We start from the raw sequence: 24,943 nt of genomic DNA, 5'->3' as shown, positions 1-24,943 counted from the left end.
CAGAGGGGAGTCCCCTCTGCTTTAGAGCATTATCTAAAAGTACACACTGTAATATAAATTGAAACGCCGTATACGCGAACCGTACGTACGGTGTTGTGAGAGGGGCGAAAATAATACATTTATTTTCCCTCTACTCGATTATGCAACTAGAGGGGGGGAGAATAGCTAACGGGGCTTTACTTCATTACCAGGAGCTGATGAGCAGCTCCTTTTCTTATGTAACTAAAGGGCCAGGGAATCCAATGAAGAAATGTAATTTTATGTTAAAATAAGCAAGGGAAGTGTGAAGCAGACATTTAATGAGATGTAAGCCCTGTTTACTTCATTTCTATTTATCTATTTTCCAATTGCTATTTCATTACTAAGTATTTGGGGTTTGGTTTGGGTAATCAAGCACAAGAGAAAGATATATATTTCTCCATTGGTTCTTGTAATTTTAGGTATCATAACGCATCTTAGTGGTTTGATGTTAATTGGGGGATTTGCAGGAATGGGAGTAAGTATGGTAGGTGCAACTGTAATTGGAATAAGTCTGATAATCTTAGTTTTAAAATTAATTACAGATTTAAATAAAAAAAGAAAATTGAAAAGATCCATTTAATTGATTAATGATATTCTACTTAAACTAACGAGTCCGATAGCGTTTTTCTTAATGAACTAATAGGGCAGTTAGTGGAATAAGAAATATGGTTAATGATATTTACAGAGGAAGATATGAACTCAAATAAAACTTCCCGAAGTTCCATTTGAATGGTGATACACTTTAAAAAAAGGAGGGCAATTCAGTTTGGAATTCAAATTTGGGAACGGTGCTATTGTGCTACCCCCTTTACACATTACGATTATCGCAATAATTATTATTTTCTTTTTAGTAAGGTGGAGCAAGCAATTAGAAAAACGACGATTTACGATTTTCTTTTACTTTTTGATAAGCACTTATATTGCTCCAATTTTTTCTCACAGTACAAAAGAAGGTGTTTTTCAGCTATGGATTCCGTTGGGTTTTATATTAGTTTTCTTTTACTTGTTTCTCAGTAAAAGAAACCATCCATCTAAAACGAAAGCATGTATTTTAGGACTTTGCATAGCATTATACCAGTTAATTATTCAATATATCAGGTAGTTTTTGGTATTGGAGCAATTGCTTATTTCTTCTTGTCAAAAATCAAAAAGAGCAAAAAAAGACCTTCAATAGTAAAGGTCATTTCATATTTTGTCTTATATTTTCTGGAATCATAACTACTTCTGTTTTTAAATCAACAGGTCTGAATGTTTCATCAATACATTCTTTCCAATACTCTAAATGCTTCTTATCTATCCAGTGGTCTGATTCCTCAACTTCTTGTCCGCCTTGACCCTGGACAGAGTACCAATATAAAAACTCATAACCATTTAGATGTTCTCTAAATATAGTTTCAACATACATTTTCTCGGCTCCAAGGGTTATTAGCACATCAATCATATTTTCGTTTAGAAACTTTAACCATTCATCTACCCGTTCCGATTTACCTTCCTTAACTCTAAATCTTGTTAGTTCTACTTTCATATTTCTCCCCCATTTTAATGGTTATCTTGCTTACATTACATATTTTAGCAAGTTTTAACCTAACAGGTGCAATAAGGGAGTTACTTTAGCAAATCTTTGTCTTATGGAACTAAAGGGGCAGGATAATAAAGGAGTGTTTTTTTTGAAAAAGGTGTTAATGGGTATTATTAGTATTGTGTTTTTATTTATAGGTTTTTTATTTTTTATGAAATTATACCAACCCTTAGTAGCTCATCCAAGTGCTTCAGCGAATGATAAACAGGTACAATTGGTTTCGGTAGGAAATAAAAGTCCATTTGGGGATATTCAAATTGAAGAAGTTCTTGTCAATGATAATGTTGTACCTTCCAAAGTGAAAATACAAGTGAGTTATCATCCAAAAGGGTTTATTATCTCTGACCATTTTAATGGCGAAGAAGAAAGTGAATATACCCTCAAAGGATTAGATTCCATAACTCTTAAACCAAAGACAGACCCACAAAAGCAACTCGATAAAGTAAATGCTGGTACTGCAACAGAAGATGATACTATTTATGCTCTTTCGTTAGTGCATGAACAAAGTATTGACAGAGTCATAATTAAATACCATCACCTTGGTATGTCACATGAATTGGTTGTGTCAATGGTTTGATTTTGAAATCCTATACTTAAACTAACAGGTGAGTTACTTCATATCAGGAGCTAATCAGCAGTTCCTTTTCTTAGGAAGGGACAGCCAGTGAAATGAAACAAAAGGTAAGATAAAAATCAAGGAGATGTGTTAGCTTAAGATCATAGCTGTCTTTAAGGCAGCCTTTTTCTTATGGAACCAAGGGGCATTTTAGTTTAGGTATATTTCTTCACCAAGTTATAGAAAAATCCGGTTATCCTAGTTAGGCAAAGGAAAACCGGATTTTTTCTTTAATTGGTTCTAAAGCAAAAGATGGTTTCATCGAACCAGCTTTATCACCAAATAATTTGCTCATGCTGTATTGCTACCAATCGATTCGTTTTCCATCTTTGAAGAATCCCCCGTTAGGTCCTTCAGCTCCAGTAGTAGCTAACCAAAGGATAGATTCAGCAGCTTGTTCGGGAGTTCTTGGAGCAGATGGTCCCCCCATATCTGTACTTACCCATCCCGGGTCGACCGCATTTATTTTGATATCAGATTTGATTTCTGCAGCTATCAATTGTGTCAATCCATTCAGGGCAAATTTGGACATTTTATATGCGCCTACTCCTGGATAGGACATTTCGCTCATTGCCCCATATTCTGAGGAAACATTAATGATTCTCCCATAGCCTTGTTTTTCCATGAGGGGAATAAAGGAACGGATCATATGGTAAACTCCAAAGAAATTGGTTGCCATTGTTTTCTCTAAAATTGATGGATCCATATTCAATAATTGTTTATTCTCATCCTGATACACGCCAGCATTATTGATCAATACGTCTAATCTTCCATACTTCTCATTTATTGCTACCGCAGCTTGACGGATGCTTTCTTGATTATTGACATCTATCGACACAAACGAAACGTCCAGATTTGACTCCCTAAGTTGTTGTATCGCTTTATGACCCATCTCTGGATCCCGACTTGCCAAAATAACCTTAAAACCTATCAAAGCTAATTGTTTGACCAATTCATATCCAATTCCTCTATTTCCGCCAGTGACAAGAGCAACTTTGATATCCTTTGACATGTTAATTCCTCCATTTTTCGGATAATAATTTTGAGCAGAGGAGATTACTCCAATTAAAACCTGTATACCATTCCGAGAAGAAAATGAATCTCTTAGTTTTATCTTATATTATTACCAAGGTTGACTTGTTGGTCCAATTGTAAACTCATTGATGTTCGTATCTTCTGGCTGATCAATGGCGAATGCCACAATATTGGCAACTCGATCAGGTGCAATACCATATTGTTCGTACAGCGCAGTCATACCTTCTGAAATATTCTTATCAGTAATCGTATCCAGCAATTCCGTGTTGATCGCTGCTGGATAAATAGTTGCTGTGCGGATGTTAGTACCTTCTTGGGCAGATTCCATACGCAAAACTTCCATTAAATCACGAACAGCCCACTTTGTTGCGCCATAAACAGCACCACCTGGGTAAGCTTTAAGCCCAGCTACTGATGACGTAGTGATGATATGTCCAGACTTTTGCGAAGTAAATGTTGGCAATACTGCTGCGATACCATTCAATACACCTTTAATATTAACGTCGACCATACTGTTCCACTCGTCAGTTTTTAATTCGGAAAGTGGTGAATTAGGCATTAGTCCAGCGTTCAAGAAGATTACATCGACACCTCCAAAAGTGTCTTTAGCTAGTTGAACAAGCTGCTGACTATCATCTGGGTTAACAACATCTGTGACGCGATAAGCCACTTGACCACCGTTCAATCTAATTTCTTCAGCTAATTTTGCTAAACGCTCTTCACGTCTTGCACCAAGTACGACTTTTGCACCTTTTTTAGCTAACAGCTTAGCTGTTGCTTCCCCAATACCTGAACTTGCGCCTGTAATTACAACCACTTTGTTTTCCATTGTCATTTCGTTTCATCCTTTCATGTAAAATAAAACTACAATTGATGTTTTCACGACATCTGTCTATAATTTAAAATATAAATTTAAACTAAACAAGGCATATAAATCGTTAATTTAATCAGTTTTGTTGTTTAAACAACAAATCAATAAAAATTGTCGACTATCTCAAGGAAAGTATGGTGTTAATATGGCAAAAGTGGATAGAAGAATTGTAAGAACTCAAGAAGCAATTAAGAAAGCATTTCTTGAATTGATGTCTGAAAAAAATTTTGATAGCATGACCATTCAGGATATTTCTGATAGGGCAAATATTAACCGTGCAACTGTTTATCTTCATTACTTGGATAAATTTGATCTGTTGGATAAAATCATAGAAGAACATATCAATAACATGGTTAACCTTTGTGAGTCGGAAGCTGAAATGGAGTGGATTGAATCGACTGTACACTGCATGGAATATCTTGAACGTAATTATTTATTTTTTTCGACGATGTTGGCAAGTGAGGGAGCTCCGTACTTTCGCAGCCGGTTTGTTCAGCATAATATCGAAGAGTTCAAAAAAGACGTGGATATAACAAAAGGAAAAAATTTTGGTCAGAGTGAAGATGTAGTTGTCGAATTTGTGGCAAATGCTTATGTAGGTGTAGTGGAATGGTGGTTAAAAAATGGCATGCCTTATCCACCGCAGGAAATGGCAGAGAAAGTAGGGGACTTATTAGAGAGGATTTTATAGATTCATCGATTAAAAAGTCTCTCTTATTTATTAAGGAATGAGGGGGATAATGTGTCCTTCCCTTATCAATACTGGGTGGAATAAGGAATAAGAATGGCCGAAAATCAATTTGATTTTTCGGCCATTTTAATATTTGAAAATGGGGAATTCAAGAATCTCTTTCTACAGGTTCAATGATGTTTTTTAGCTAAGAGTTTTGAAACCACTAACACCATTTAGATATTTCAGTGATCCTTCACTAGACCAATCAAATATCTATATACTGCTAGATCTTTTATACTTCTTTAATGTTTGGCTGGTTATAATGAATAATTTTATTGCCGGCTATAGCCAAAGCATTTAAATAGGCTATATGAGTTAGTCTATATTGGCTTGTAATCACTCCATTCAACAGGTATTAAGTATTTTTCAATAGGCAACTCAACTATCTTTATATTCTTTATTAATAACATTTTTTAAAGTGACTTTAGTTCTTTTGCCAATTAACGTTCCTTAGAAGGGCCGGGTCGCAATCAAACCAAGACTATCATGTTGATCCAATTCCTTTAGCTTTTATAAATCATAGAAAAAAACAATACTTTAGAACAGTCCGTTAAAAACGAAGTCATATCTAGCCGATTGTGATAATTAAGGTATAATGATAGGGGAAAGATATTTTGTAACGGATTAGGTGAAGATGATCATGAAGCTAATCATTGCGGAGAAACCAGATCAAGGTTCAACGCTAGCGGCTCAATTTAAAACGAAAAAACAGCAAGGCTATATAGAAATCATGCCGAATGAACTTTTCCCCGATGGAGCTTATGTAACTTGGGCCGTCGGACATTTATGTCAACTTGTTTCGCCGGAAACCTATCATTCAAAATGGAAAAAATGGTCGATGGAAACGTTGCCGATGATTCCTGAGAAATTTCAATATGAAGTGACCCGACAAAAGGCAAAGCAATTCAATGTTGTGAAGACTTTGCTTAGGAAAGCGGAAGTCGATGAAATCATTCATGCAGGTGATGCCGGGCGTGAAGGGGAATTGATTGTACGCAACATCGTTAACTTATGCAATATCAATAAACCGATGAAACGTTTATGGATTTCCTCTTTGACCCCGAAAGCGATTTATGAGGGATTTCAAAATTTGAAGAGCGAAGAAAAAACCAGGCCGCTTTATTATGAAGCGTATACGAGAGCTTGCGCGGACTGGGTTGTGGGAATGAATGCGTCGAGAGCGTATAGTATTTTGTTGAAACAAAGGGGCGTTTCGGATGTGTTTTCAGCTGGAAGGGTTCAGACACCGACTCTTGCTTTGATAGTAAAGCGGGAAATGGAAATTGAGCAATTCAAGTCTGAACCGTTCTGGGAAGTGTTCGCAGATTTCAAGATGGACGGTAAGAAATATCAGGGTAAATGGCAGCTGAACAATGACCCGAGAATCAAGACAAAAGAAATGGCTGATAAAATTGCCGCCTTTTGTAAGGGTAAGGAAGCTGAAATAGCGGAAATGGATACTGAAAGGAAAGAATTTCAGCCGCCTTTGTTATTTAATCTATCGTCATTGCAAGCGACAGTGAACAAGATTTATAAATATTCACCGAAACAGACACTTGATATCGTGCAAAGTTTATATCAAAAAGGGATCGTTTCTTATCCACGTTCAGATTCCAATTATGTGACGGAGGGGGAAGCCGAAACATTTCCCGATATTTTGCAAAAACTAAGCGGATTTTCAGAATATGAATCCCTGTTTCCTTTGCCACAACCGAACATCATGAATAATAAACGGTTTGTAAATGAAAAGAAGGTGACTGATCACTATGCCATTATTCCGACGGAGCAGGTAACCGACCCAAAGCGGCTTTCCGCTGAAGAACGGAATATATATGACTTGGTTGTTCGCAGGTTGATTGCGGCCCATTATGAGAAGGCCATTTTCGATTACACTACCATTAAAACGCTCGTCGATAAGCGGGCCGAATTCATTTCTAAAGGCAAGCAGCAGATTCAAGAGGGATGGCGCAAAGTGATTTTCCAAAATAATGACAAGGATGATGATGATATCATTTTGCCGTCCGTTTCAAAAGGGGATTCTGGAAAGGTCGCCAATATAAAGGTGAAAGAAGGAAAAACCCAGCCCCCTAAGCGTTATACAGAGGGTCAGCTGATCACTTTGATGAAAACTGCCGGAAAGCATCTGGATAATGAAGAGTTGGAAAAAGTACTGATGAAAACCGAGGGTCTCGGAACCGAAGCAACTCGGGCTGGCATCATTACCATGCTCAAAGACCGTAAATACATCAATGTGAAAAAAAACCAGGTGTTTGCGACAGATAAAGGGAAAGTGCTGATTACTGCAATCGGGGAGAAAATCCTGGCTTCACCCGAGATGACAGCCAAATGGGAACAGCGATTAAGGGAAATTGGTGAAGGGAAGGCTTCAGCTGGAGGCTTTATGGAAGCTGTTAAAAAGATGTCAGCAAAAATTATCAGTGATGCCGTGGAATCATCGGAAAGCTGGGATTTTCAAGGGCTGGATACCGAGTCGATTCAACGGAGCGGTTCTAAAAAGAGAAGTTCCGCATCTGTAGGCAGCTGTAAACTATGCGGTTCTAAGATTGTCGATAAAGGGGAATTCTATGGATGTGTAAGTTATCAAAAAACAAAGTGTAACTTCACAATATCAAAAAAAATTCTTAATAAGAAAATTAGTCAAGCAAATATAAAAAAGCTGTTGGCAAGCGGTGAAACGGATTTGATAAGCGGTTTTAAGAAAGGGGAAAAGACCTTTGATGCCATTTTATCTTGGTCCGACTCTGAAAAGAAGATCAGTTTTACATTCCCGACAGAACAAAACGTCAAGCAAACTTGAGGAAAGACTTCATTAAAAGCGCCCTGAGACTTATAACTTCTTGTTTCGGGGCCGTTAATATAGTAAAATTTTTAGATATGCGTTTGAATGGGAGGATTCCGAATGCCTACACCGAGCATGGAGGATTACATAGAACAAATTTATTTACTTATTGAAGAAAAAGGATATGCAAGAGTTTCCGATATTGCTGAAAATCTTTCCGTCCACCCATCTTCTGTTACAAAAATGGTTCAAAAACTTGATCAGGAAAAATACTTGATATATGAAAAGTACCGGGGTCTCGTCTTAACTGCAAATGGGAAAAAAGTTGGTAAAAGGCTCGTTTACCGCCATGAACTTTTAGAACAGATGCTAAGGTTGATTGGGGTCAAGGAAGAAAATATTTATCAGGATGTAGAGGGGATTGAACACCACCTTAGTTGGAATGCCATCGATAGGATTGGAGACCTGGTTGAATTCTTTGAAGAATCTCCTGACCGTGTCGAAGATTTACGAAAGATACAAAAAAGAAATGAAGAAAATTCAAAATAAGCTGCCGCTGGCAGTTTTTTTTATGTATTTGAAAATCACTAGGGGTCGACGTTTTAAAGGAGGATTTTTGAATTAAGAGCAGAATAGCTATAGGGAAGCCCCGGTCGGGAAAATATTTTTCAGGAAAATATTTAATTAGGGGGTATATGGGAAGGTGAATTTCTTATGAATATACATACATGGCATAAAGAGTCGGAAAAGGAATGGGATGTTTTTGCACCTATGTGGGTGAAGAATTCGCAAGAAATGTGGGAAACGGGGAGTCGTAAAAACATCATTCCCTTCTTTTCTGAATATGTACCTTCGGGAGTGAGAGTGGCTGACATAGGCTGTGGAGATGGAGTTGGTTCCTTGAAATTGGCCGAAGCGGGATTTAAAGTAACTGGAGTTGATTTATCCAATGTGATGATTGAATTTGCAAAGGGGAAAACCCAACAACCAGGACTTTCTTTCCTGCAAGGGGATTTTTATAACCTTCCCTTCGAAGATGAAGAAATGGATGCGGCAATGGTCATTAATTCTTTGGAATATACGGGTGAACCCTTAACGGTGATGAAGGAAATTCAACGGGTAATAAAACCTGGAGGTTATGTCTGTTTTGGAATACTTGGTCCAACAGCTGAGCCACGAAAAAAATTCAGCTTCCACCGGTTATTAGGAGATAAAGTCATCATGAATACCATGCAGCCGTGGGAATTTGAAAAAATGGCTTTAGAAACGGGATGGAAGGCAGTGGCTGATACCGGCGTAGCAAAGAGAGGGGTGGACTATACAAAGCTCGGACATTTTTCAAAGGAATTAAAGCAAGCTGTATCGTTCATGTGGCTTTTCCTCTTTCAAAAAGAGGTAGGGCAGTGATGGAGAAGTATCAAATCGATCAATTCGTTGAAAAGACGAAACAGCAGGATAAAGGGCAAGGTCTTTTTGAACTTGAAACGGAACGAATTCTGGAGATTAATTTGGAAAAGCAGATTTGGGTAAAAATGGGAACGATGGTTTCTTATCGCGGCAACATTAAATTTGAGCGGGAAGGTATTTTGGAGCATGGTCTTGGTAAACTCTTTAAAAAAGCCTTAACCGGTGAGGGTGCATCCTTGATGAAAGCGACCGGAAGCGGCAAGTTATACGTTGCGGATCAAGGGAAGAAGATTTCCATTTTACAGTTAAATGGTGAATCGATCTGTGTTAACGGAAATGATTTACTCGCATTTGAGCCGGGGATTTCATGGGATATAAAAATGATGCGGCGCATTGCAGGGTTATTGGCGGGCGGATTGTTCAACGTAAGGCTCGAGGGGAGAGGCATGGTCGCATTCACTTCCCATTATGATCCTCTTACTTTAATGGTGGAACCTGGGAATCCGGTTTATACGGACCCGAATGCCACAGTAGCTTGGTCAGGGGAATTGCAGCCTGAATTCGTAACGGATGTTTCATTGAAGTCGTTTTTTGGAAGGGGAAGCGGCGAATCCGTTCAAATGAAATTCGAAGGACAAGGATTTGTGGTCGTCCAACCTTTTGAAGAGGTATATTTCGGTAATAAGGAATCATGAAACAAACAACCTGAGTCAGCTACTCAGGTTGTTTCCCATGATGATCGGATGTGTCTGCAATGAAAAAGCGATTCATTTCAAAGTGAAAGCTTCTTTTTTCTTACCCTTTCAATCCCACTCATAAGGGGTTGATTGGTAGACATAATAATTCAGCCAATTCGAGAACATCAGGCTGCAATGGCTCTTCCAGCGGTGAAGAGGTATCCTGGTCGGATCGTTATCAGGAAAGTAATTTTCAGGGAGTTGCGTATTGATCCCGCGTTCCCTATCGCGCTTGTATTCTTCACCAAGGGTATCGGCATCATACTCGAAATGGCCGGTAACCATAATTCTTTTTCCATCAACTGAAGCAGCCATCAATACACCAGCTTGATCGGACTGTGCGAGAACCTTCAATTCAGGATGGTTAACTAATTTTTGATAGTCAATATCCGTATAGCGTGAATGAGGGGCCATAAAATAATCATCGAATCCGCGGACTAGATTTTCATTCGGTTCAAGGACCTCATGAGTGTATACCCCGAAGCATTTCTCTGGAAGTTCGTATTTGCCTATTCCATAATGATGGTACAGGGCAGCTTGTGCCCCCCAACAGATATGTAGGGTGGATGTGACATTTTCACTTGACCAGTTCATGATGCTCTGGAGTTCTTCCCAATAATTAACGTCTGAAAATTCCAGCTTTTCCACTGGAGCGCCTGTAATGATCAAGCCGTCATATTTCTTCGTGCGAATATCATTGAATGATTTGTAAAATTGATCTAAATGAAATTTACTTGTGTTCTTTGATTCATGTGTGCTTAAGCGCAGGAATGATATATTTACTTGAATGGGGGTATTGCCAAGAAAGCGCAGTAACTGGGCCTCCGTTTTTTCTTTCTCTGGCATTAGGTTTAAAATTAATATATTCAATGGACGGATTTCCTGATTGGTAGCTCTTTCCTCATCCATTACGAAGATATTTTCCTGTTCTAAAATTTCCCTTGCTGGCAGTTGTTCCGGAATTCTGATTGGCATGATTAGCCTCCTTCTTCAAAAATCATAATATTTTAATTATATAGAAAATTATTGAATAGAAAAGCTATTTTAATAATTTCTTGTAAATCCCGAAGGAAATGGCCTGGGAATGGTAAAATGGGAAGATCGGAAAACATTAACTATGAAGTTGGAGAGGTGTTTGGAGATTGTTTGATCCTACAGCATTTGAAAACATGAAAGTGGTATTGGAAGGAGCGGTTTACGATCGTGACTTCATTGGGGATATATTGGTCATAAACCGAGATGATATAGTGAATCTCTCAACCATGTCCAGATCATATAAGATCGAGATGGAATTGAAAAACCCAATCGCGCCCATTTCGATTAGCGGTGCCATTGAGCTACACGCTTCCCTACATAACCTAAGTTCGGAGTTACTCGATGCAGCTATTGATGATACGCATTCAGGCTGCACGGTCAATATATTCATTTCTTTTCCTAAAAAGCTTGATGAAGTGAATGCTGAACAATTGTTGAATGATCTGGAAAAAATTTGGGGAGATCAGAGAATCATTTCAGTGACGACCAGTGAAACGGTCAGTAAAAAAAAGCAAACCATTACTTCTTCTCTATATAAAATTTCATTTGGAAGGCTTGTAAGAGAAGAGCAAATGGATGATTTGGAAGACATGCTAGAGTATTTGATTCAATCCATACAAGCAGTGAAGATTCCGGGATGATAGGAAAAGGATTAAAGTTGGTAAACCTACCTTTAAATACGGTAAAATGAATCATCATACTAAAGGGAGAGATCATACATGTCCATTTACGAATTTGAAGTCAATAAAATCAATGGCGAAACCATCTCGCTTGAGGAATATAAAGGGAAAGTGATGATTATAGTGAATACCGCAAGCAAATGCGGTTTTTCGCCACAGTATGATGATTTGCAAAGTCTGTATGTGCAATATAAAGAGGATGGGGTAGTCGTGCTTGGTTTTCCGTGTAATCAGTTTTTGAATCAGGAGCCTGGTGATGATCTGGAAATCGATTCATACTGCAAATTGAATCATGGTGTAACATTCCCGATGTTCGCAAAAGTGAATGTCAAAGGAAAGGAAGCCCACCCCTTATTCAGCTATCTGACTGAAAATGCTCCTGGAGTGATGGGGTCCAAATCGATAAAATGGAATTTTACAAAGTTCTTGATTGATCGTAATGGAAATATCGTCAGCCGGTTTGCACCTAAAACAAAACCTCTGGAAATGGAAGAAGATATAAAAAAATTAATATGAAGTATGAAATCGAGTCCAACGGAAAGTTTCAGTTGGGCTCTTTTTTTGAGGGAAGATATTTATTGCATGCATCCGTTTTTAAAAGGGGACAGATGGTTGGGATATTGAATATAATAGAAGACACAAATGAGGGGGGAAACCATGGAACGAATTGCATGGGTAACAGATAGTACGGGAACTTTAGATGAAGAATTATCATTGAATGAACATGTATACGTCGTTCCGATGGTCGTCATCATCGATGGGAAGGAATATGAAGATGGCGTCGACCTATTACCTGAGGAATTATACCGGCGAATGGGTGAGGGAAAAATCACAGCCACCACGTCACAGCCCTCGGTCGGCCGATTCCAGGAATTATATAAGGAGCTTGAAAAACGCTATGATCGAATCATAGCCGTACATCTTTCCAGTGAATTGAGCGGGACGGTTTCTGCGAGCAGGCAAGCTGCACAAATGGTTACGATCCCTGTTGACGTTTTTGATACTTTACTTATTTCCTTTCCAATGCTATTAATCTTGAAACGGCTCATGCATTATATTGAGAATGGCCATTCCATCAATGAAGCATTCGTCAAAACGAGAATGTATGCGGATAACCATGAGACCTATGTAATGATAGGCTCTTTAGATCAGCTGCATCGCAGCGGCAGGTTAACAAACGCACAGTATATTCTAGGAAGCCTATTGAGCTTTAAACCCATCATTTCAATCGAAAATGGTGTGCTCCATACTAAATCTAAACCTCGGAACCTTAAAAAAGCGGAAAAACAGATCTTCACTGATTTTCACAGATCAGTCGAAGCGGGAAAAGTAAAAGAATGCACCATATTATATGGTGGAGTGTCGGAGCAGGCACAAAAATGGAAAAAGAGGATTTCCGAAGAATTCCCTCATGTGTTGACCCATGTATCCCCACTGGGGAGCGCCATCGGGGTGCATACCGGTGAACAGACGATTGGGCTCAGTTGGTTCAATGAAGATTAAAGCACACCATTATTGAGAACCATGGTAAAATAGAAAGGACATGGAGTGGTGAAATGAAAGAAACGATGATTGAGTTAACGGAGAAGTATGTATATGACCAATTGAATTCTGATGCCAGCGGCCATGATTGGTTCCATATCGATCGTGTTCGTAAGCTGGCTTTACATATTGCAAAAGAAGAACGAGAAGGAAATGAGTTCATCATTGAAATGGCGGCTCTGCTTCATGATATCCCTGATGATAAACTAAACCAGGAAGCCGATGGGGGCTGGAAAAAGCTTGATGCTTGGTTTGATGAAATAAAGTTGGATATTGATAGTGTTGATGCCATTAAACAGATCATCAATACAATTTCATTTAGTGCAAGGCAGTTGAGGCTACCTTCGATAGAGGCTGAAATTGTTCAGGATGCGGACCGCTTGGATGCTATTGGTGCCATAGGCATAGCCAGGACATTTGCATTTGGCGGAAAGAAGGGACAGCTTATGTATGATCCTTCATTGCCCATTAGGGAAAACATGACCAAGAAGGAATACAGGAATGGCAAAAGCTCTTCCATTCATCACTTTCATGAAAAATTATTGCGCTTGCAAGATATGCTTAATACTTGTACAGCCAAGAAGATTGCTAGTGAAAGGCATGAATATATGGTAGGATTTTTAGAGGAATTTAATAAGGAATGGGATGTACGATTATGAAAGTTTTTAGCATGGAACATGTAATGAAAACCCAAGGGGAAAAGCTGCTTTTTAAAGATGTCTCTTTTTCCATTACCGAAGGGGAAAAAATCGGGATCGTTGGGATAAACGGTACCGGTAAATCGACATTATTGAATATCATCGCAGGGCTGGAAGACAGTGATTTAGGAACGAAGGATCATCCGAATGATTATACGATTTCCTATCTGTCCCAAGATCCGCATTTTGATGAGAAATTGACGATCATGGAATATATGTATGAAAGTTCAACTCCTGTATTTTCGTTGATTAAAGAGTATGAAAAGACGCTCATTCAACTTCAAGTAGACCCGCAGAATAGCGCAATACAGGACCGTTTGTTAAAACAGCAGCAGGATATGGACACGCTAGGCGCCTGGGATACAAGTGCCAATGCCAGAACGATACTGACCAAGCTTGGTCTTCCTGATCATTCAAGGAGACTGGGGGAACTGTCAGGCGGCCAAAAAAAACGTGCGGCCCTTGCAAAAACCTTGATTGAGACCCCTGATTTATTGATTTTGGATGAGCCTACGAACCATCTCGATTTTGAAAGCATCACTTGGCTTGAAGAATATTTAGGTAAATATCAAAAATCCGTTTTATTTGTAACCCATGATCGATATTTCCTTGATCGTGTTTCCAATAAGATTTGGGAAATTGCCCAGACCCAGCTTTTCGAATACAAAGGAAACTATGCGGATTATTTAGAATCAAAGGCCATTCGTGAAGAGAATGAATCGGCTGAAAGAACGAAAAAGGAAAGTCTATTCAAAAAAGAACTGGCCTGGATCCGTAAAGGTGCAAAGGCCCGGACAACGAAACAAAAGGCCAGGATCCAACGCTTCGAAACATTGGAATCAGGTGTAAAGGATAAGCAGAAAACCGAGAGCCTGGAAATGGAATTAAGCGGTGCCCGTCTTGGGAAAAAAGTACTTGAGATGCAGGATGTATCTAAATCCTTCGGTGATCGAACCATCATCAACCATTTTTCCTTCCTCTTCAAACCAGGTGATCGAATTGGGATCGTCGGTAATAATGGCAGCGGAAAGTCAACCTTGTTGAATATCCTGGCAGGTAGGGAATCCATAGATGAAGGAAACCTGGAAAAAGGGCAAACCGTGAAAATAGGATACTATACGCAAGAAAGCGTCGATATGGATGAGAATTTGCGCATGATAGAGTATATTCGGGAAACGGCGGATTCAATCGCACTTAAAGATGGTAGTTTCATATCGGCTGCGCAGATGCTTGAAAGGTTCTTATTTCCAATGGGATCGCATGGGACGCCAATTCGTAAGCTGTCCGGTGGGGAGAAAAGGCGATTATATCTCCTTAACATATTGATGTCGGCACCTAATGTCCTGCTTTTGGATGAACCGACGAATGATTTGGACACGCAGACCTTGACCGTTCTTGAGGATTATTTAGAAACATTTTCAGGGGTAGTCATTACTGTATCACATGATAGGTATTTCTTGGATAAAACGTGCCACCAGCTTCTTGTTTTCAAGAATAAAGGTGACATTGACTTCTATTACGGCTCATATTCAGAGTTCTTGGAAGACAAGACGGAAGAGGCTGTGCCAGTAAAAGCACCAGAGCCACAGATGAACCGGACCGAAAAGAAAAAGAAAAAACTAACCTATGCGGAAAGTAAGGAATGGGAAGAGATAGAAGGGAACATGGAGCGGGCCGAGCAGCGATTGAAAGACATTACATCAGAAATGTCAGCAGCGGGAAGCGATTTTGAAAAAGTCCGCCTGCTTCTTGAAGAAGAAAAGGAACTAACGGATAAATTAGACCATTTGATGGAAAGATGGGCGTATTTAGCGGAAAAATTGGAAGAAGAATGAGCGTGGTGACTGGTCCAAGGAAGTAAACTTGGATCAGTCTTTTTTTTTGCCAATCTCAATTGCATGAGAATCTGATGACGATGTGATAATATCTAGTACATGGAAACGTCTTGTAAAAGGAGAGAAATGCATTGAAAATTAAGTCGATAGAACCTACACCTAGTCCGAATACAATGAAAATCAATTTAACAGAAGAGCTATTAGCTGGTAAAAGCAATAATTATAAGAAGGATCAAGCTGACCAAGCACCCAAGCTGATAAGGGATTTATTTACGATCGAGGGAGTGAAAGGGGTATATCATGTTGCGGACTTCTTAGCCGTTGAGCGAAACGCGAAATATGATTGGAAAGATATCTTGGTCCAAATCCGTCAGGTCTTTGGTGAAAAAACCGAGGAACAAAATCAAAAAGCGGCATTAAATGAACATTACGGTGAAGTAACTGTTGCCATTCAACAATTCAAGGGCATTCCGATGCAAATTAAAGCAAGTGATAGTCAACACGAAAAACGTTTTGCCTTACCGGAATATTTCATAAAGGGCATTGCCGCTGCCCAAAAAGAAGATGATAATGTAGTCCTGCTTCGAAAATGGAAGGATTATGGCGTAAGATATGGTGATATGGAAGATATCGTGAAGGAAGTATCGGATGAACTGATCGCAGCTTATCCGGAAGATCGAATTAATCGGCTAGTTGCAGCCGCAAAAGAAATGGTGGATACGAAGGAAGCCATTTTGAAACGTCCAAAAATTAAACTGACTGCAGAAATGCTGAATGATGAAAGCTGGGAAAAGCGTTATCAGGCTTTAGAACAAATGGAAGATCCTACGGTTGATGATATTCCAGTATTGGATATGGCACTCTCCGACAGTAAAGTCTCCATTCGAAGGCTCGCGGTAGTATACTTGGGTATGATTGAAGATAGAAAAGTGCTTCCGAGCTTGTATAAAGCCTTGAAAGATAAAAGCGCGGCCGTAAGACGTACGGCTGGTGATTGTTTATCAGATCTTGGCTTTGAAGAAGCGATGGGAGAAATGTCTCAATCACTTTCGGATAAAAATAAATTGGTTAGATGGCGGGCCGCGATGTTTTTATACGAAGTGGGTAATGAAACGACCCTCCCTTATCTTAAACAAGCGGAACAGGATCCTGAATTCGAAGTGGCCCTGCAGGTCAAGATGGCCATAGACCGTATAGAAAATGGCGAAGAAGCAAAAGGTTCGGTTTGGAAGCAAATGACAGAATCAAGACAAGCGAATGACAAGTGATTTGAAATGACCCAGGAAAAAGGCATGCGGCTGATATAATCCGCATGCCTTTTTATTTTTTTAGGATCATTTCCAATCGTTTGAAAGGGGTTCACCTGAGATCGAATCTATAAATTGGAACTCTATTATTTTAGTAAAATGATTTTTGTAGATATTTAGTGAAGAATGGTTGCATTTGTCTATAAATATGTTAGAATTTTTAGAGTATACTAAAAATTATATTATTCTGAATCATTAAACATTTAGCGGAAATTGGGGGTACAACAAATGTCTACATCAAATATGAGAAGTGACATGATTACAAAAGGGGTCGATCGAGCTCCACATAGAAGTCTGTTGCGGGCAGCAGGGGTTAAAGAAGAAGATTTCGGTAAACCGTTCATCGCGGTTTGTAATTCATACATCGATATCGTTCCAGGTCATGTACACCTTCAGGAATTCGGAAAAATAGTGAAGGAAGCGATTCGCGAAGCGGGCGGTGTTCCTTTCGAATTTAATACGATCGGGGTAGACGATGGAATTGCAATGGGTCATATTGGTATGCGCTATTCCTTGCCAAGCCGTGAAATCATCGCAGATTCCGTGGAAACTGTTGTATCGGCACATTGGTTTGACGGTATGGTGTGCATTCCAAACTGTGACAAGATAACGCCGGGAATGATGATGGGAGCACTTCGTGTCAATATTCCTACAATATTCGTAAGCGGCGGACCCATGAAAGCAGGTAAAGATAAAAATGGTAAATCTCTTTCATTAACATCCGTTTTTGAAGGGGTGGGTGCTTATCAAGCAGGTAATATCAATGAAGAGGATTTGCAGGAGATCGAGCAAGTTGCATGCCCTACTTGCGGTTCTTGTTCAGGAATGTTCACAGCAAACTCCATGAACTGCCTGGCTGAAGGATTGGGACTTGCGCTACCGGGAAATGGTACGATTTTGGCGGTAGCCGAAGAACGTAAGGAATTCGTTAAGAAATCCGCTAAACAGTTGATGGAGATAATCAAACAGGATATCAAGCCTCGTGATATCGTGACGATTGATGCAATTGATAACGCATTTGCCTTGGATATGGCGATGGGCGGTTCGACGAACACCGTGCTTCATACGCTTGCATTGGCACATGAAGCAGGTTTTGAATATCCGATGGAACGCATAAATGAAATAGCTAACCGCGTACCGCATCTAGCGAAAATTGCACCGGCATCCGATTACCATATTGAAGATGTACATAATGCCGGTGGTGTAAGTGCCGTCATTAATGAGTTACTCAAAAAACCAGGTGCGTTTAATGGAGATTGCCTTTCTGTCTCAGGTAAGACGCTCCGCGAAAATGTTGCCGGTTGTGAAATATTGGACAAGGATGTAATCCATCCATTGGATAATCCGCATTCTGAGCGTGGCGGGCTTGCGGTATTGTTCGGTAACCTTGCTCCTCAAGGCTCCATCGTAAAAGTGGGCGCCGTTGACGCATCAGTTGGTGGCTATCACAGGGGTCCAGCCATTTGTTTCGATTCCCAGGAAGATGCACTTTCCGGAATCATTACCGGAAAGGTTAAAGAAGGGGATGTAGTGGTCATTCGTTACGAAGGGCCTAAAGGTGGGCCGGGAATGCCGGAAATGTTGGCACCCACTTCCCAAATCGTCGGGAGGGGACTTGGAGCGAAAGTCGGTTTGATCACTGATGGCCGCTTTTCAGGAGCATCCCGAGGCATCAGCATTGGTCATATATCCCCCGAAGCAGCTGAGGGAGGCCCGATTGCCTTTGTTGAAGATGGAGATATCATCGAATTGGATTTGAATAATCGTAAAATCCAATTGGAAATTTCCGATGAAGAATTCGAAAAACGCAAAGCCAATTGGAAAGGCTTCGAGTCAAAGGTCAGGACAGGCTATTTAGCACGGTATTCCAAACTTGTGACGAATGCCAGCTCAGGCGGAGTGATGAAAGTTTAAGTTTAAAGGGAAGACTAAAACATGGTGGCAGAAGGAAACTGGATTCTGTCACCATGTTTCTTTGTGAAGAAAAATGAAATTTTACAAAGCTTTAAGCGTCATTTTTGCATATGCACTGAAGAATATAGTATCATTATACTAATTGAAGAATTGTAACCAAGGAGGTTTTTTTATGTCGATGGCATATGATGAATATATGAAACAAATGGTGAAACCAATGCGTGCGGAACTGGTGCAGGCAGGTTTTGATGAGTTGGAATCCGCTGAAGCGGTTGAAAACTTTATGGAATCGGTGGAAGGTACGACACTTGTGGTCGTGAATTCAGTTTGCGGCTGTGCTGCCGGGTTAGCCCGTCCAGCTGCTACTCAAGCCGTACTCCAAGCGGACAATAAGCCAGATCATTTGGTAACTGTATTCGCAGGCCAAGATAAGGAAGCGACAGCTAAAATGCGCGAATACTTCGATGGAATAGAACCTTCTTCACCATCCATGGCTCTTTTAAAGGGCAAAGAGGTTGTACATTTCATTCCTCGCCATGATATAGAAGGACAGCCAATGGAAGCCATCATGGAAAATTTATTGGCAGCGTTCAGTAAGTAAATAAGTGATGAAGCGGAATGTCCTGGAAACAGGGCATTCTTTTCAAATTTTAAGAGAGTATGAAGGGGTAGGATTCATGTTTGTCACAACAGTAGGAAGAGCCGATAAAGAAACGATGATATTAGCCAAAAGGTTAGCTGAAGAATTGCAAATCCCCTTTATAGCAAGAAGAAAACGATCGGTGAGAGATATCCAAGCGGAACATAATGAAGATGATTGCCTTGTTTTTGGTAAAAAGCGGATGGAGTTATTTCGATACCAGGAAAAAGAACCATTCTTTTTTCATCCGAACCTGGCGATGATCCGTATAAAAAGAATAATGCGCGGAGAGAGTGATCCATTTCTCATTGCCGGAGATATAAATGAAGGGAACGCTGTGCTTGATTGTACCTTGGGATTGGGCTCTGATGCGATTGTCGCAAGTTTCGCGGTGGGTGAACATGGACGGGTTGTCGGATTGGAAGGAAATCAATATTTGGCCTTGCTCGTGGACCGTGGAATGAAAACATGGGAGGATGCAGAAGAAAAAATGATTTCTGCGATGAGAAGAATAGAGGTCAGGCAGGGTGACCATTACGAAATATTGAAAACATTGCCGGATAATCATTTTGATGTCGTATATTTCGATCCCATGTTTGAAGAAACGATTCAGGAATCGAATGGTATCAGGGGACTGACTCATTTTGCGGATGGTAAGGATCTATCGGTTGAAATAATGAAAGAAGCCAAGCGGGTTGCGCGCAATAGAGTCGTGTTGAAAGACCATTACCGCAGCTCCCGCTTTGAGGAATTTGGATTTGAGGTACTAAAAAGAAAAACATCCAAATTCCATTTTGGCTTCATTTCCATCCAGTGATCACGATTTATAATCTGTTTCGTCCAGACCCATGGCACAGCCTTCCCGGCTTGAATCGGCTGCACCATAGTTCGAGCCATCAGGGTTGATTTGAATCGCTTGGACATTCCCTATTGAGTGGGGAACTTCATTAAAGGCGAAGCCCATTGCTTCCAAGTGGCCTTTGCTAGTCATATCCATTCCAGGCTCCCATTCAATATGAGGCCCCATCGGAGTGAAAATTCTAGGTTCTTCGATGGCTGCTTTCAAATCCATTTTTAAATCGAGTACATTAATGATCGTTTGTACGACTGAACTGATGATGGTTGGTCCTCCTGGTGACCCTAACGTCAAGATCGGCTCGCCGTCTTTAAAGATGATGGTCGGGCTTTTACAGCTGACTGGGCGTTTATTGGGCTGCACTTCATTCATGCCGCCAGGAATGGAATCAAAATCAGTCAGTTCGTTATTCAGCATGAAACCATAGTCGGAAACCATGATGCCTGATCCGAATGGATGTTCCACTGTAGAAGTGCATGCTGCGATATTACCCCATCTGTCACGGACAGTGAAGTGCGTCGTTTCACTGATCTCTTCTTCATTAGGTTGCGGAATGACTTCCCTTTGTTGCACGGAATCATAAATCCAAGGGTTTCCGAAGTCAATGGCATTATTTCTTGACTTGAAATTAATGAATGAGCGGCGTTTAGCTATATACTCATCATGCATGAGACCCGCCAATGGCAATTCGGCAAATTCGGGATCAGCGAGAAATGCTTTTTTATCTGTAAATGCCAGACGCATCGCTTCTGCGATTAAATAATATTTTTCCCAAGAACGGGCGTCATATTGTTCGATTTGGAAGCTTTCCAAAATTTTCAGGATTTGAATGACCGTGAATCCGCCGGCACTTGGCGCATTTGATGAAGCAATTAAATAATCCTTATAAGTCCCATACATTGGTACATCGATAGTAGCTTTATAGTCCTTTAGATCAGAAAGCTCCATGAACCCTCCAAGTTCTTGTATGCAGGAAATGATGCCCTCCCCGATTTCACCTTCATAAAAAGCGGAAATTCCTTCACGTTGTAATATCCGATAGGTATTCGCCAATTTTTCTTTAATCAGCAAATCGCCATCCTGATAGGGTTTTCCGTTTGGTATGAAGAACTTACGCGCTTCATCGCCCAATCGATATTCAAAGTTTTTAAGAGCATCGCATAGAACCCAATTGACTGGAACTCCTTTTTCAGCAAATTCAATGGAAGGCTCGATAAGTTCAGCCAATGGCTTGCTGCCATTTTCGGCGAGTGCTTCATCCATAGCTTTCAGTATTCCAGGAATGCCAACCGATGTTGCTTTGATAGATCTCTCTTTAAAAGGGATGACTTCCCCTTTTTCATCAAGAAACATGTCTCGATGTGCGGCTTTAGGTGCCCTTACATGGCCGTCGTATATTTTCGTTTCCTTATCTTTTGCATTATATACCATAAGAAAACCACTTCCGCCGATACCAGTCATCATTGGTTCAACAACATTTAGGGCAAATTGGATGGCGACGGCCGCATCGACAGCATTTCCACCTTCACGTAATATTTTTTCCCCTATGGAAGTTGCAACAGGATGAGCTGTAACGACCATTCCGGCGCTCCCTTTCGCAGTTTCCCTTTTGTAATCCTTATCTTTTATCTTTTCATTGTTGTTTTCCAAAATGATTCCTCCATTATTCAGTCCTTTTATCTGCCAAAAAGGTAAACTTATGTTTGAGTGAAAAGAAAACCTTGTCATTGTAGAAAAATGACAAGGAGATTTTTCGTAGGTATTCATTTATTCTTAATCAGCAAATGATAAATATACGAAAAATGCTAATGTTACAAGACATAAAGCCACCATGGCAGTCGAAGCCATATAAGACCCCTCCTTAAAAAGACTTGAATCTAATTAATTTCTCCAAAAATCGTCAAAATCCTTCATTTAAATGTAAATTTATTGATAATTTATTAAAAAGTTCGAGTTCATAAACGTTATATAGGTATTTATCCTTTTTTTTGATTTTTAAAACATGGGTAACTATATATTCGTAATTACCAAAAAATAAAAGTATACTAAATATAAAGACAATACAAAAAAGGAGGGGGAGTGTGTTGAAAGCAGCGGTATGGTTCAGGAAAAGTCTCGTCATTTTAGTATCCGTTTTGACGTTTGGTCTTGTTACTCCTTCAGATCTGGCGTGGTTAGCGGAAGCCGATTCGTTAAAGGATACTAAAAAAGGCTTAGTGGAGGAAGAGGGATTAGCTTATCTTCCTTCGCAGGATTCGACTGAACCTGAAGAGGAATTCAACCGGGAGGAGTTTTTATCGGACATCCTGAATAAGGCAGAGGAAAACGCATTTATGAAATTTGGCGATAAGATCAATCCAAAAATTGGCGATGAATTCAAAATGGTCATATTACCAAAAATGGAAGAAGCCATTACAGAAATGGCTGCACAATTTCCAGATGAAAAATTACAGCAATTGACCATCACTGAGCAGCCGAGTGCCGGCAGGGCCGAGAAAATATTCCATATTTATGATTCAAACAGCGGCAAGGATATCATCAGATTCCATGTCAGGCAGGAAAATCCACCACTGGAGGGACATTGGTTCGATTTTCACTATCATACCTATCATGATTCATTTGCCACCCATTATAATATAGGGAAAATATATTGGGATAAAAATACGCCTCCAGAGTGGACGAGTAAACAAAAGCTCTCATAGTGGTTGGTTTCGTTGATTTTATTTAAGTGGAAGAGTATGATTAAATGAAACTATAATAAGCATCGAATGATACGTTGTCCTGCAACGTATTTATTTTGTGTTTAAACTTAAAGTAAAGTTTTTATCATAACTGGGAACAATGTTATTTTAAAAGGTTTTCTAATTTTGCTGTTATAGGAACAGAGGAGTCTTTATCATGTTAGAGTTGTTAAATAACATCGTGCAAACGTATGCTCAATTTTTTGACTGGCATATGTGGGTGGAGGTTTTATCCGACCCTGTGAGCTGGGGGTTGATCGGGACGCTCGTCTTAATGGAAGGATTGCTATCAGCGGATAACGCACTGGTATTAGCTGTAATGGTGAGGCACCTTCCGGAAAAACAACGGAAAAAAGCATTATTTTACGGTTTGTTAGGTGCTTATGCTTTTAGATTTATAGCGATTGGAATCGGTGTTTTCCTCATAAAGCTTTGGTGGGTGAAGGTGATTGGAGCCGCCTACCTTGGTTGGCTCTCGTTTAAATACTTTAGGGATAAAAGAAAAAAACAAGCTGGGATCGACGAAGATATCCAGGGAATGAGTAAAAACAGCATACTGATCCGTATATTTGGTGCTTTTTGGGGAACGGTTGCGGCAGTGGAATTGATGGATATAGCGTTTTCAGTCGATAGTGTCTTGGCCGCTTTCGGGGTGAGTGAAAAAGTCTGGGTCCTTTTGACAGGCGGAATGATTGGTGTCTTGATGATGCGGGGAGTGGCCGGAGTATTTCTAAAATTGATAGATAAGGTTCCGGAATTGGAAACTGCCGCTTATGTGCTTATCGGATTCATTGCTATAAAAATGTTAATGGCAGTTGCTGGGATCGAAATCCCGCCTGCGATCTTTTTTGCCTTTATTTTACTGATTTTCGGCACTACAATCGTGTATCATTTGAAGAAAGGGAAAAAGGTCAAGGACCATGGCTGAGTACCATTTAAAAAGCTGTCATCAAAATGATGTCAGCTTTTTGTCACCAAAGTTTCGGAATGGTCTCAACCCGAAGCCCTTTCCCGATTTTTCATAAAAAAGTTCATTGTTTTAATCAATGGGAATTCCTTGTTCTTCTTCAACTAACGCCACAGGTTAGTGAAAGAAGGAGAATCAAATTAAGTGAGTATCTTCCCTGGAGGAAGTATCAATGGGATTACAAGATGGTTTATATGAAGAAATATCAAGTTTATGTTCAGAGGGGGATCTGTAAGTTGATTAAAAAACAGCGTAACATTATTTTATACATTGGTACTTCGATTGATGGCTATATTGCAAATGATGATGGTACATTAGAGTGGTTAGAATCAACAGAAGTAGAAGGAGATTCTGGCTACAATTCACTCCTCGAAAGAATTGACACTGTTGTTATGGGAAAAGGAACTTATGATGTCATTCGTGGATTTGATATGAACTATCCTTATAGTGATTATAAAAATTATGTATTTTCTAAATCTGTTAGTGGATCAGATGAATATGCCTCATTTATTGATGAAGATGTCAAAACCTTCATCAAAAATATAAAACAAAAGCCTGGTAAAGATATATGGTTAATTGGCGGAGGAAACTTAGCTCGTGAATTTTTCAAAGAAAATTTGATTGATGAATTCCAACTAGCCATTGCACCTACTATTTTAGGGAAAGGAATCTCCCTTTATATCGGAGATGATATTACTGTAAATTTCAAATTAACCAAAGTACAAAAATTAGGTCAACTTGCTATGCTTCATTATATTAAAAAATAATCACGCTCTTCGCCCGCAGGAGTCTCGTACCTTACACTCCAATCACTGGAACTTTTTTTAGAAATATTGTAGGGCAACTGGCTCTTCTTCCAATTCGTCTTCAGTCTTGCGGTTCCATCAATTTTCCGGCAAAAGGAGTTCCAAATTGCTCTCGCCCCGAAC

At 39.8% G+C, this 24,943-nt stretch carries 24 protein-coding genes; 19 read left to right on the top strand and 5 right to left on the bottom strand.

What is annotated here, in order from left to right; translation table 11 throughout:
- The first annotated feature begins 376 nt into the window (after nt 1–376).
- Nucleotides 377–601, top strand: coding sequence for a YesK family protein (locus AC1DIV_RS26870; protein ID WP_340876723.1), 225 nt, complete (start codon nt 377–379; stop codon nt 599–601).
- A 600-nt stretch (nt 602–1,201) separates the two neighbouring features.
- Here AC1DIV_RS26870 and AC1DIV_RS26865 read toward each other — a convergent pair.
- Entirely contained in the window at nt 1,202–1,546 is a 345-nt protein-coding gene (locus AC1DIV_RS26865; protein ID WP_323597584.1) for a DUF6176 family protein, read from the bottom strand.
- A 142-nt stretch (nt 1,547–1,688) separates the two neighbouring features.
- Here AC1DIV_RS26865 and AC1DIV_RS26860 point away from each other — a divergent pair, with 142 nt between their 5' ends.
- Entirely contained in the window at nt 1,689–2,177 is a 489-nt protein-coding gene (locus AC1DIV_RS26860; RefSeq protein ID WP_477577767.1) for a hypothetical protein, read from the top strand.
- A 343-nt stretch (nt 2,178–2,520) separates the two neighbouring features.
- On the opposite strand, the gene AC1DIV_RS26855 is transcribed toward AC1DIV_RS26860, so the two are convergent.
- A complete protein-coding gene (locus AC1DIV_RS26855; RefSeq protein WP_340876719.1) occupies nt 2,521–3,228 on the bottom strand; it encodes an SDR family oxidoreductase in 708 nt (235 codons plus the stop codon).
- 111 nt (nt 3,229–3,339) lie between these two features.
- Complete coding sequence (locus AC1DIV_RS26850) at nt 3,340–4,086, bottom strand: SDR family oxidoreductase (RefSeq protein ID WP_323597580.1); 747 nt, start codon at nt 4,084–4,086, stop codon at nt 3,340–3,342.
- 181 nt (nt 4,087–4,267) lie between these two features.
- Here AC1DIV_RS26850 and AC1DIV_RS26845 point away from each other — a divergent pair, with 181 nt between their 5' ends.
- The 5 genes from AC1DIV_RS26845 (at nt 4,268) to AC1DIV_RS26825 (ending at nt 9,757) form a co-directional block, all read left to right on the top strand.
- Complete coding sequence (locus AC1DIV_RS26845) at nt 4,268–4,813, top strand: TetR-like C-terminal domain-containing protein (RefSeq protein WP_063593904.1); 546 nt, start codon at nt 4,268–4,270, stop codon at nt 4,811–4,813.
- 682 nt (nt 4,814–5,495) lie between these two features.
- Nucleotides 5,496–7,673: a DNA topoisomerase III gene (locus AC1DIV_RS26840; protein WP_477577765.1), complete on the top strand. Its 2,178-nt coding sequence runs from the start codon at nt 5,496–5,498 to the stop codon at nt 7,671–7,673.
- A 102-nt stretch (nt 7,674–7,775) separates the two neighbouring features.
- The gene (gene mntR / locus AC1DIV_RS26835; RefSeq protein ID WP_048687667.1) at nt 7,776–8,204 is read left to right on the top strand and encodes a transcriptional regulator MntR; all 429 of its coding nucleotides are present in this window, start codon (nt 7,776–7,778) and stop codon (nt 8,202–8,204) included.
- Between the two features lie 165 nt (nt 8,205–8,369).
- Nucleotides 8,370–9,062: a class I SAM-dependent methyltransferase gene (locus tag AC1DIV_RS26830; RefSeq protein WP_477577763.1), complete on the top strand. Its 693-nt coding sequence runs from the start codon at nt 8,370–8,372 to the stop codon at nt 9,060–9,062.
- On the top strand, nt 9,062–9,757 hold the full coding sequence (locus AC1DIV_RS26825; protein ID WP_477577769.1) for an AIM24 family protein: 696 nt from the start codon (nt 9,062–9,064) through the stop codon (nt 9,755–9,757). The genes AC1DIV_RS26830 and AC1DIV_RS26825 overlap by 1 nt, the downstream gene beginning before the upstream one ends.
- 108 nt (nt 9,758–9,865) lie before the next feature.
- Here the strand turns inward: AC1DIV_RS26825 and metA are convergent, their stop codons facing one another.
- Complete coding sequence (gene metA, locus AC1DIV_RS26820) at nt 9,866–10,774, bottom strand: homoserine O-acetyltransferase MetA (RefSeq protein WP_034307589.1); 909 nt, start codon at nt 10,772–10,774, stop codon at nt 9,866–9,868.
- Nucleotides 10,775–10,941: 167 nt separating this feature from the next.
- Between metA and AC1DIV_RS26815 the strand changes: the two genes are divergently transcribed.
- The 9 genes from AC1DIV_RS26815 to AC1DIV_RS26775 all read left to right on the top strand — a co-directional run bounded on the left by AC1DIV_RS26815 (nt 10,942) and on the right by AC1DIV_RS26775 (nt 20,267).
- Nucleotides 10,942–11,475: a hypothetical protein gene (locus AC1DIV_RS26815; protein ID WP_477577761.1), complete on the top strand. Its 534-nt coding sequence runs from the start codon at nt 10,942–10,944 to the stop codon at nt 11,473–11,475.
- 78 nt (nt 11,476–11,553) lie between these two features.
- Nucleotides 11,554–12,030, top strand: coding sequence for a glutathione peroxidase (locus AC1DIV_RS26810; RefSeq protein ID WP_034307586.1), 477 nt, complete (start codon nt 11,554–11,556; stop codon nt 12,028–12,030).
- Nucleotides 12,031–12,171: 141 nt separating this feature from the next.
- Entirely contained in the window at nt 12,172–13,017 is an 846-nt protein-coding gene (locus AC1DIV_RS26805) for a DegV family protein (protein ID WP_477577759.1), read from the top strand.
- A 53-nt stretch (nt 13,018–13,070) separates the two neighbouring features.
- Nucleotides 13,071–13,715, top strand: coding sequence for an HD domain-containing protein (locus tag AC1DIV_RS26800; RefSeq protein ID WP_477577757.1), 645 nt, complete (start codon nt 13,071–13,073; stop codon nt 13,713–13,715).
- Nucleotides 13,712–15,589, top strand: a complete 1,878-nt coding sequence (locus tag AC1DIV_RS26795; RefSeq protein WP_340876714.1) for an ABC-F family ATP-binding cassette domain-containing protein — start codon at nt 13,712–13,714, stop codon at nt 15,587–15,589. Before AC1DIV_RS26800 ends, AC1DIV_RS26795 begins: the two co-directional genes overlap by 4 nt.
- Nucleotides 15,590–15,720: 131 nt before the next feature.
- Nucleotides 15,721–16,857, top strand: coding sequence for a conserved virulence factor C family protein (locus AC1DIV_RS26790; protein ID WP_340876713.1), 1,137 nt, complete (start codon nt 15,721–15,723; stop codon nt 16,855–16,857).
- A 282-nt stretch (nt 16,858–17,139) separates the two neighbouring features.
- The gene (ilvD, locus tag AC1DIV_RS26785; protein WP_034311212.1) at nt 17,140–18,810 is read left to right on the top strand and encodes a dihydroxy-acid dehydratase; all 1,671 of its coding nucleotides are present in this window, start codon (nt 17,140–17,142) and stop codon (nt 18,808–18,810) included.
- A 172-nt stretch (nt 18,811–18,982) separates the two neighbouring features.
- Nucleotides 18,983–19,411, top strand: a complete 429-nt coding sequence (locus tag AC1DIV_RS26780; RefSeq protein ID WP_057277313.1) for a BrxA/BrxB family bacilliredoxin — start codon at nt 18,983–18,985, stop codon at nt 19,409–19,411.
- 76 nt (nt 19,412–19,487) lie between these two features.
- Nucleotides 19,488–20,267: a class I SAM-dependent methyltransferase gene (locus AC1DIV_RS26775; RefSeq protein ID WP_477577755.1), complete on the top strand. Its 780-nt coding sequence runs from the start codon at nt 19,488–19,490 to the stop codon at nt 20,265–20,267.
- Here the strand turns inward: AC1DIV_RS26775 and ggt are convergent, their stop codons facing one another.
- On the bottom strand, nt 20,268–21,956 hold the full coding sequence (gene ggt, locus AC1DIV_RS26770; protein ID WP_477577753.1) for a gamma-glutamyltransferase: 1,689 nt from the start codon (nt 21,954–21,956) through the stop codon (nt 20,268–20,270).
- Between the two features lie 434 nt (nt 21,957–22,390).
- Here ggt and AC1DIV_RS26765 point away from each other — a divergent pair, with 434 nt between their 5' ends.
- The 3 genes from AC1DIV_RS26765 (at nt 22,391) to AC1DIV_RS26755 (ending at nt 24,781) form a co-directional block, all read left to right on the top strand.
- Nucleotides 22,391–23,008, top strand: coding sequence for a YpjP family protein (locus AC1DIV_RS26765; protein WP_340876710.1), 618 nt, complete (start codon nt 22,391–22,393; stop codon nt 23,006–23,008).
- 196 nt (nt 23,009–23,204) lie between these two features.
- The gene (locus AC1DIV_RS26760; protein WP_340876709.1) at nt 23,205–23,975 is read left to right on the top strand and encodes a TerC family protein; all 771 of its coding nucleotides are present in this window, start codon (nt 23,205–23,207) and stop codon (nt 23,973–23,975) included.
- 275 nt (nt 23,976–24,250) lie between these two features.
- Entirely contained in the window at nt 24,251–24,781 is a 531-nt protein-coding gene (locus AC1DIV_RS26755) for a dihydrofolate reductase family protein (protein ID WP_340876708.1), read from the top strand.
- Nucleotides 24,782–24,943 lie beyond the last annotated feature (162 nt).

This window comes from Peribacillus sp. 05N428 (assembly GCF_056397085.1).
The sequence above is the reverse complement of the archived record's forward strand: the minus strand, read 5'-3'. Positions and strand labels throughout refer to the sequence as shown.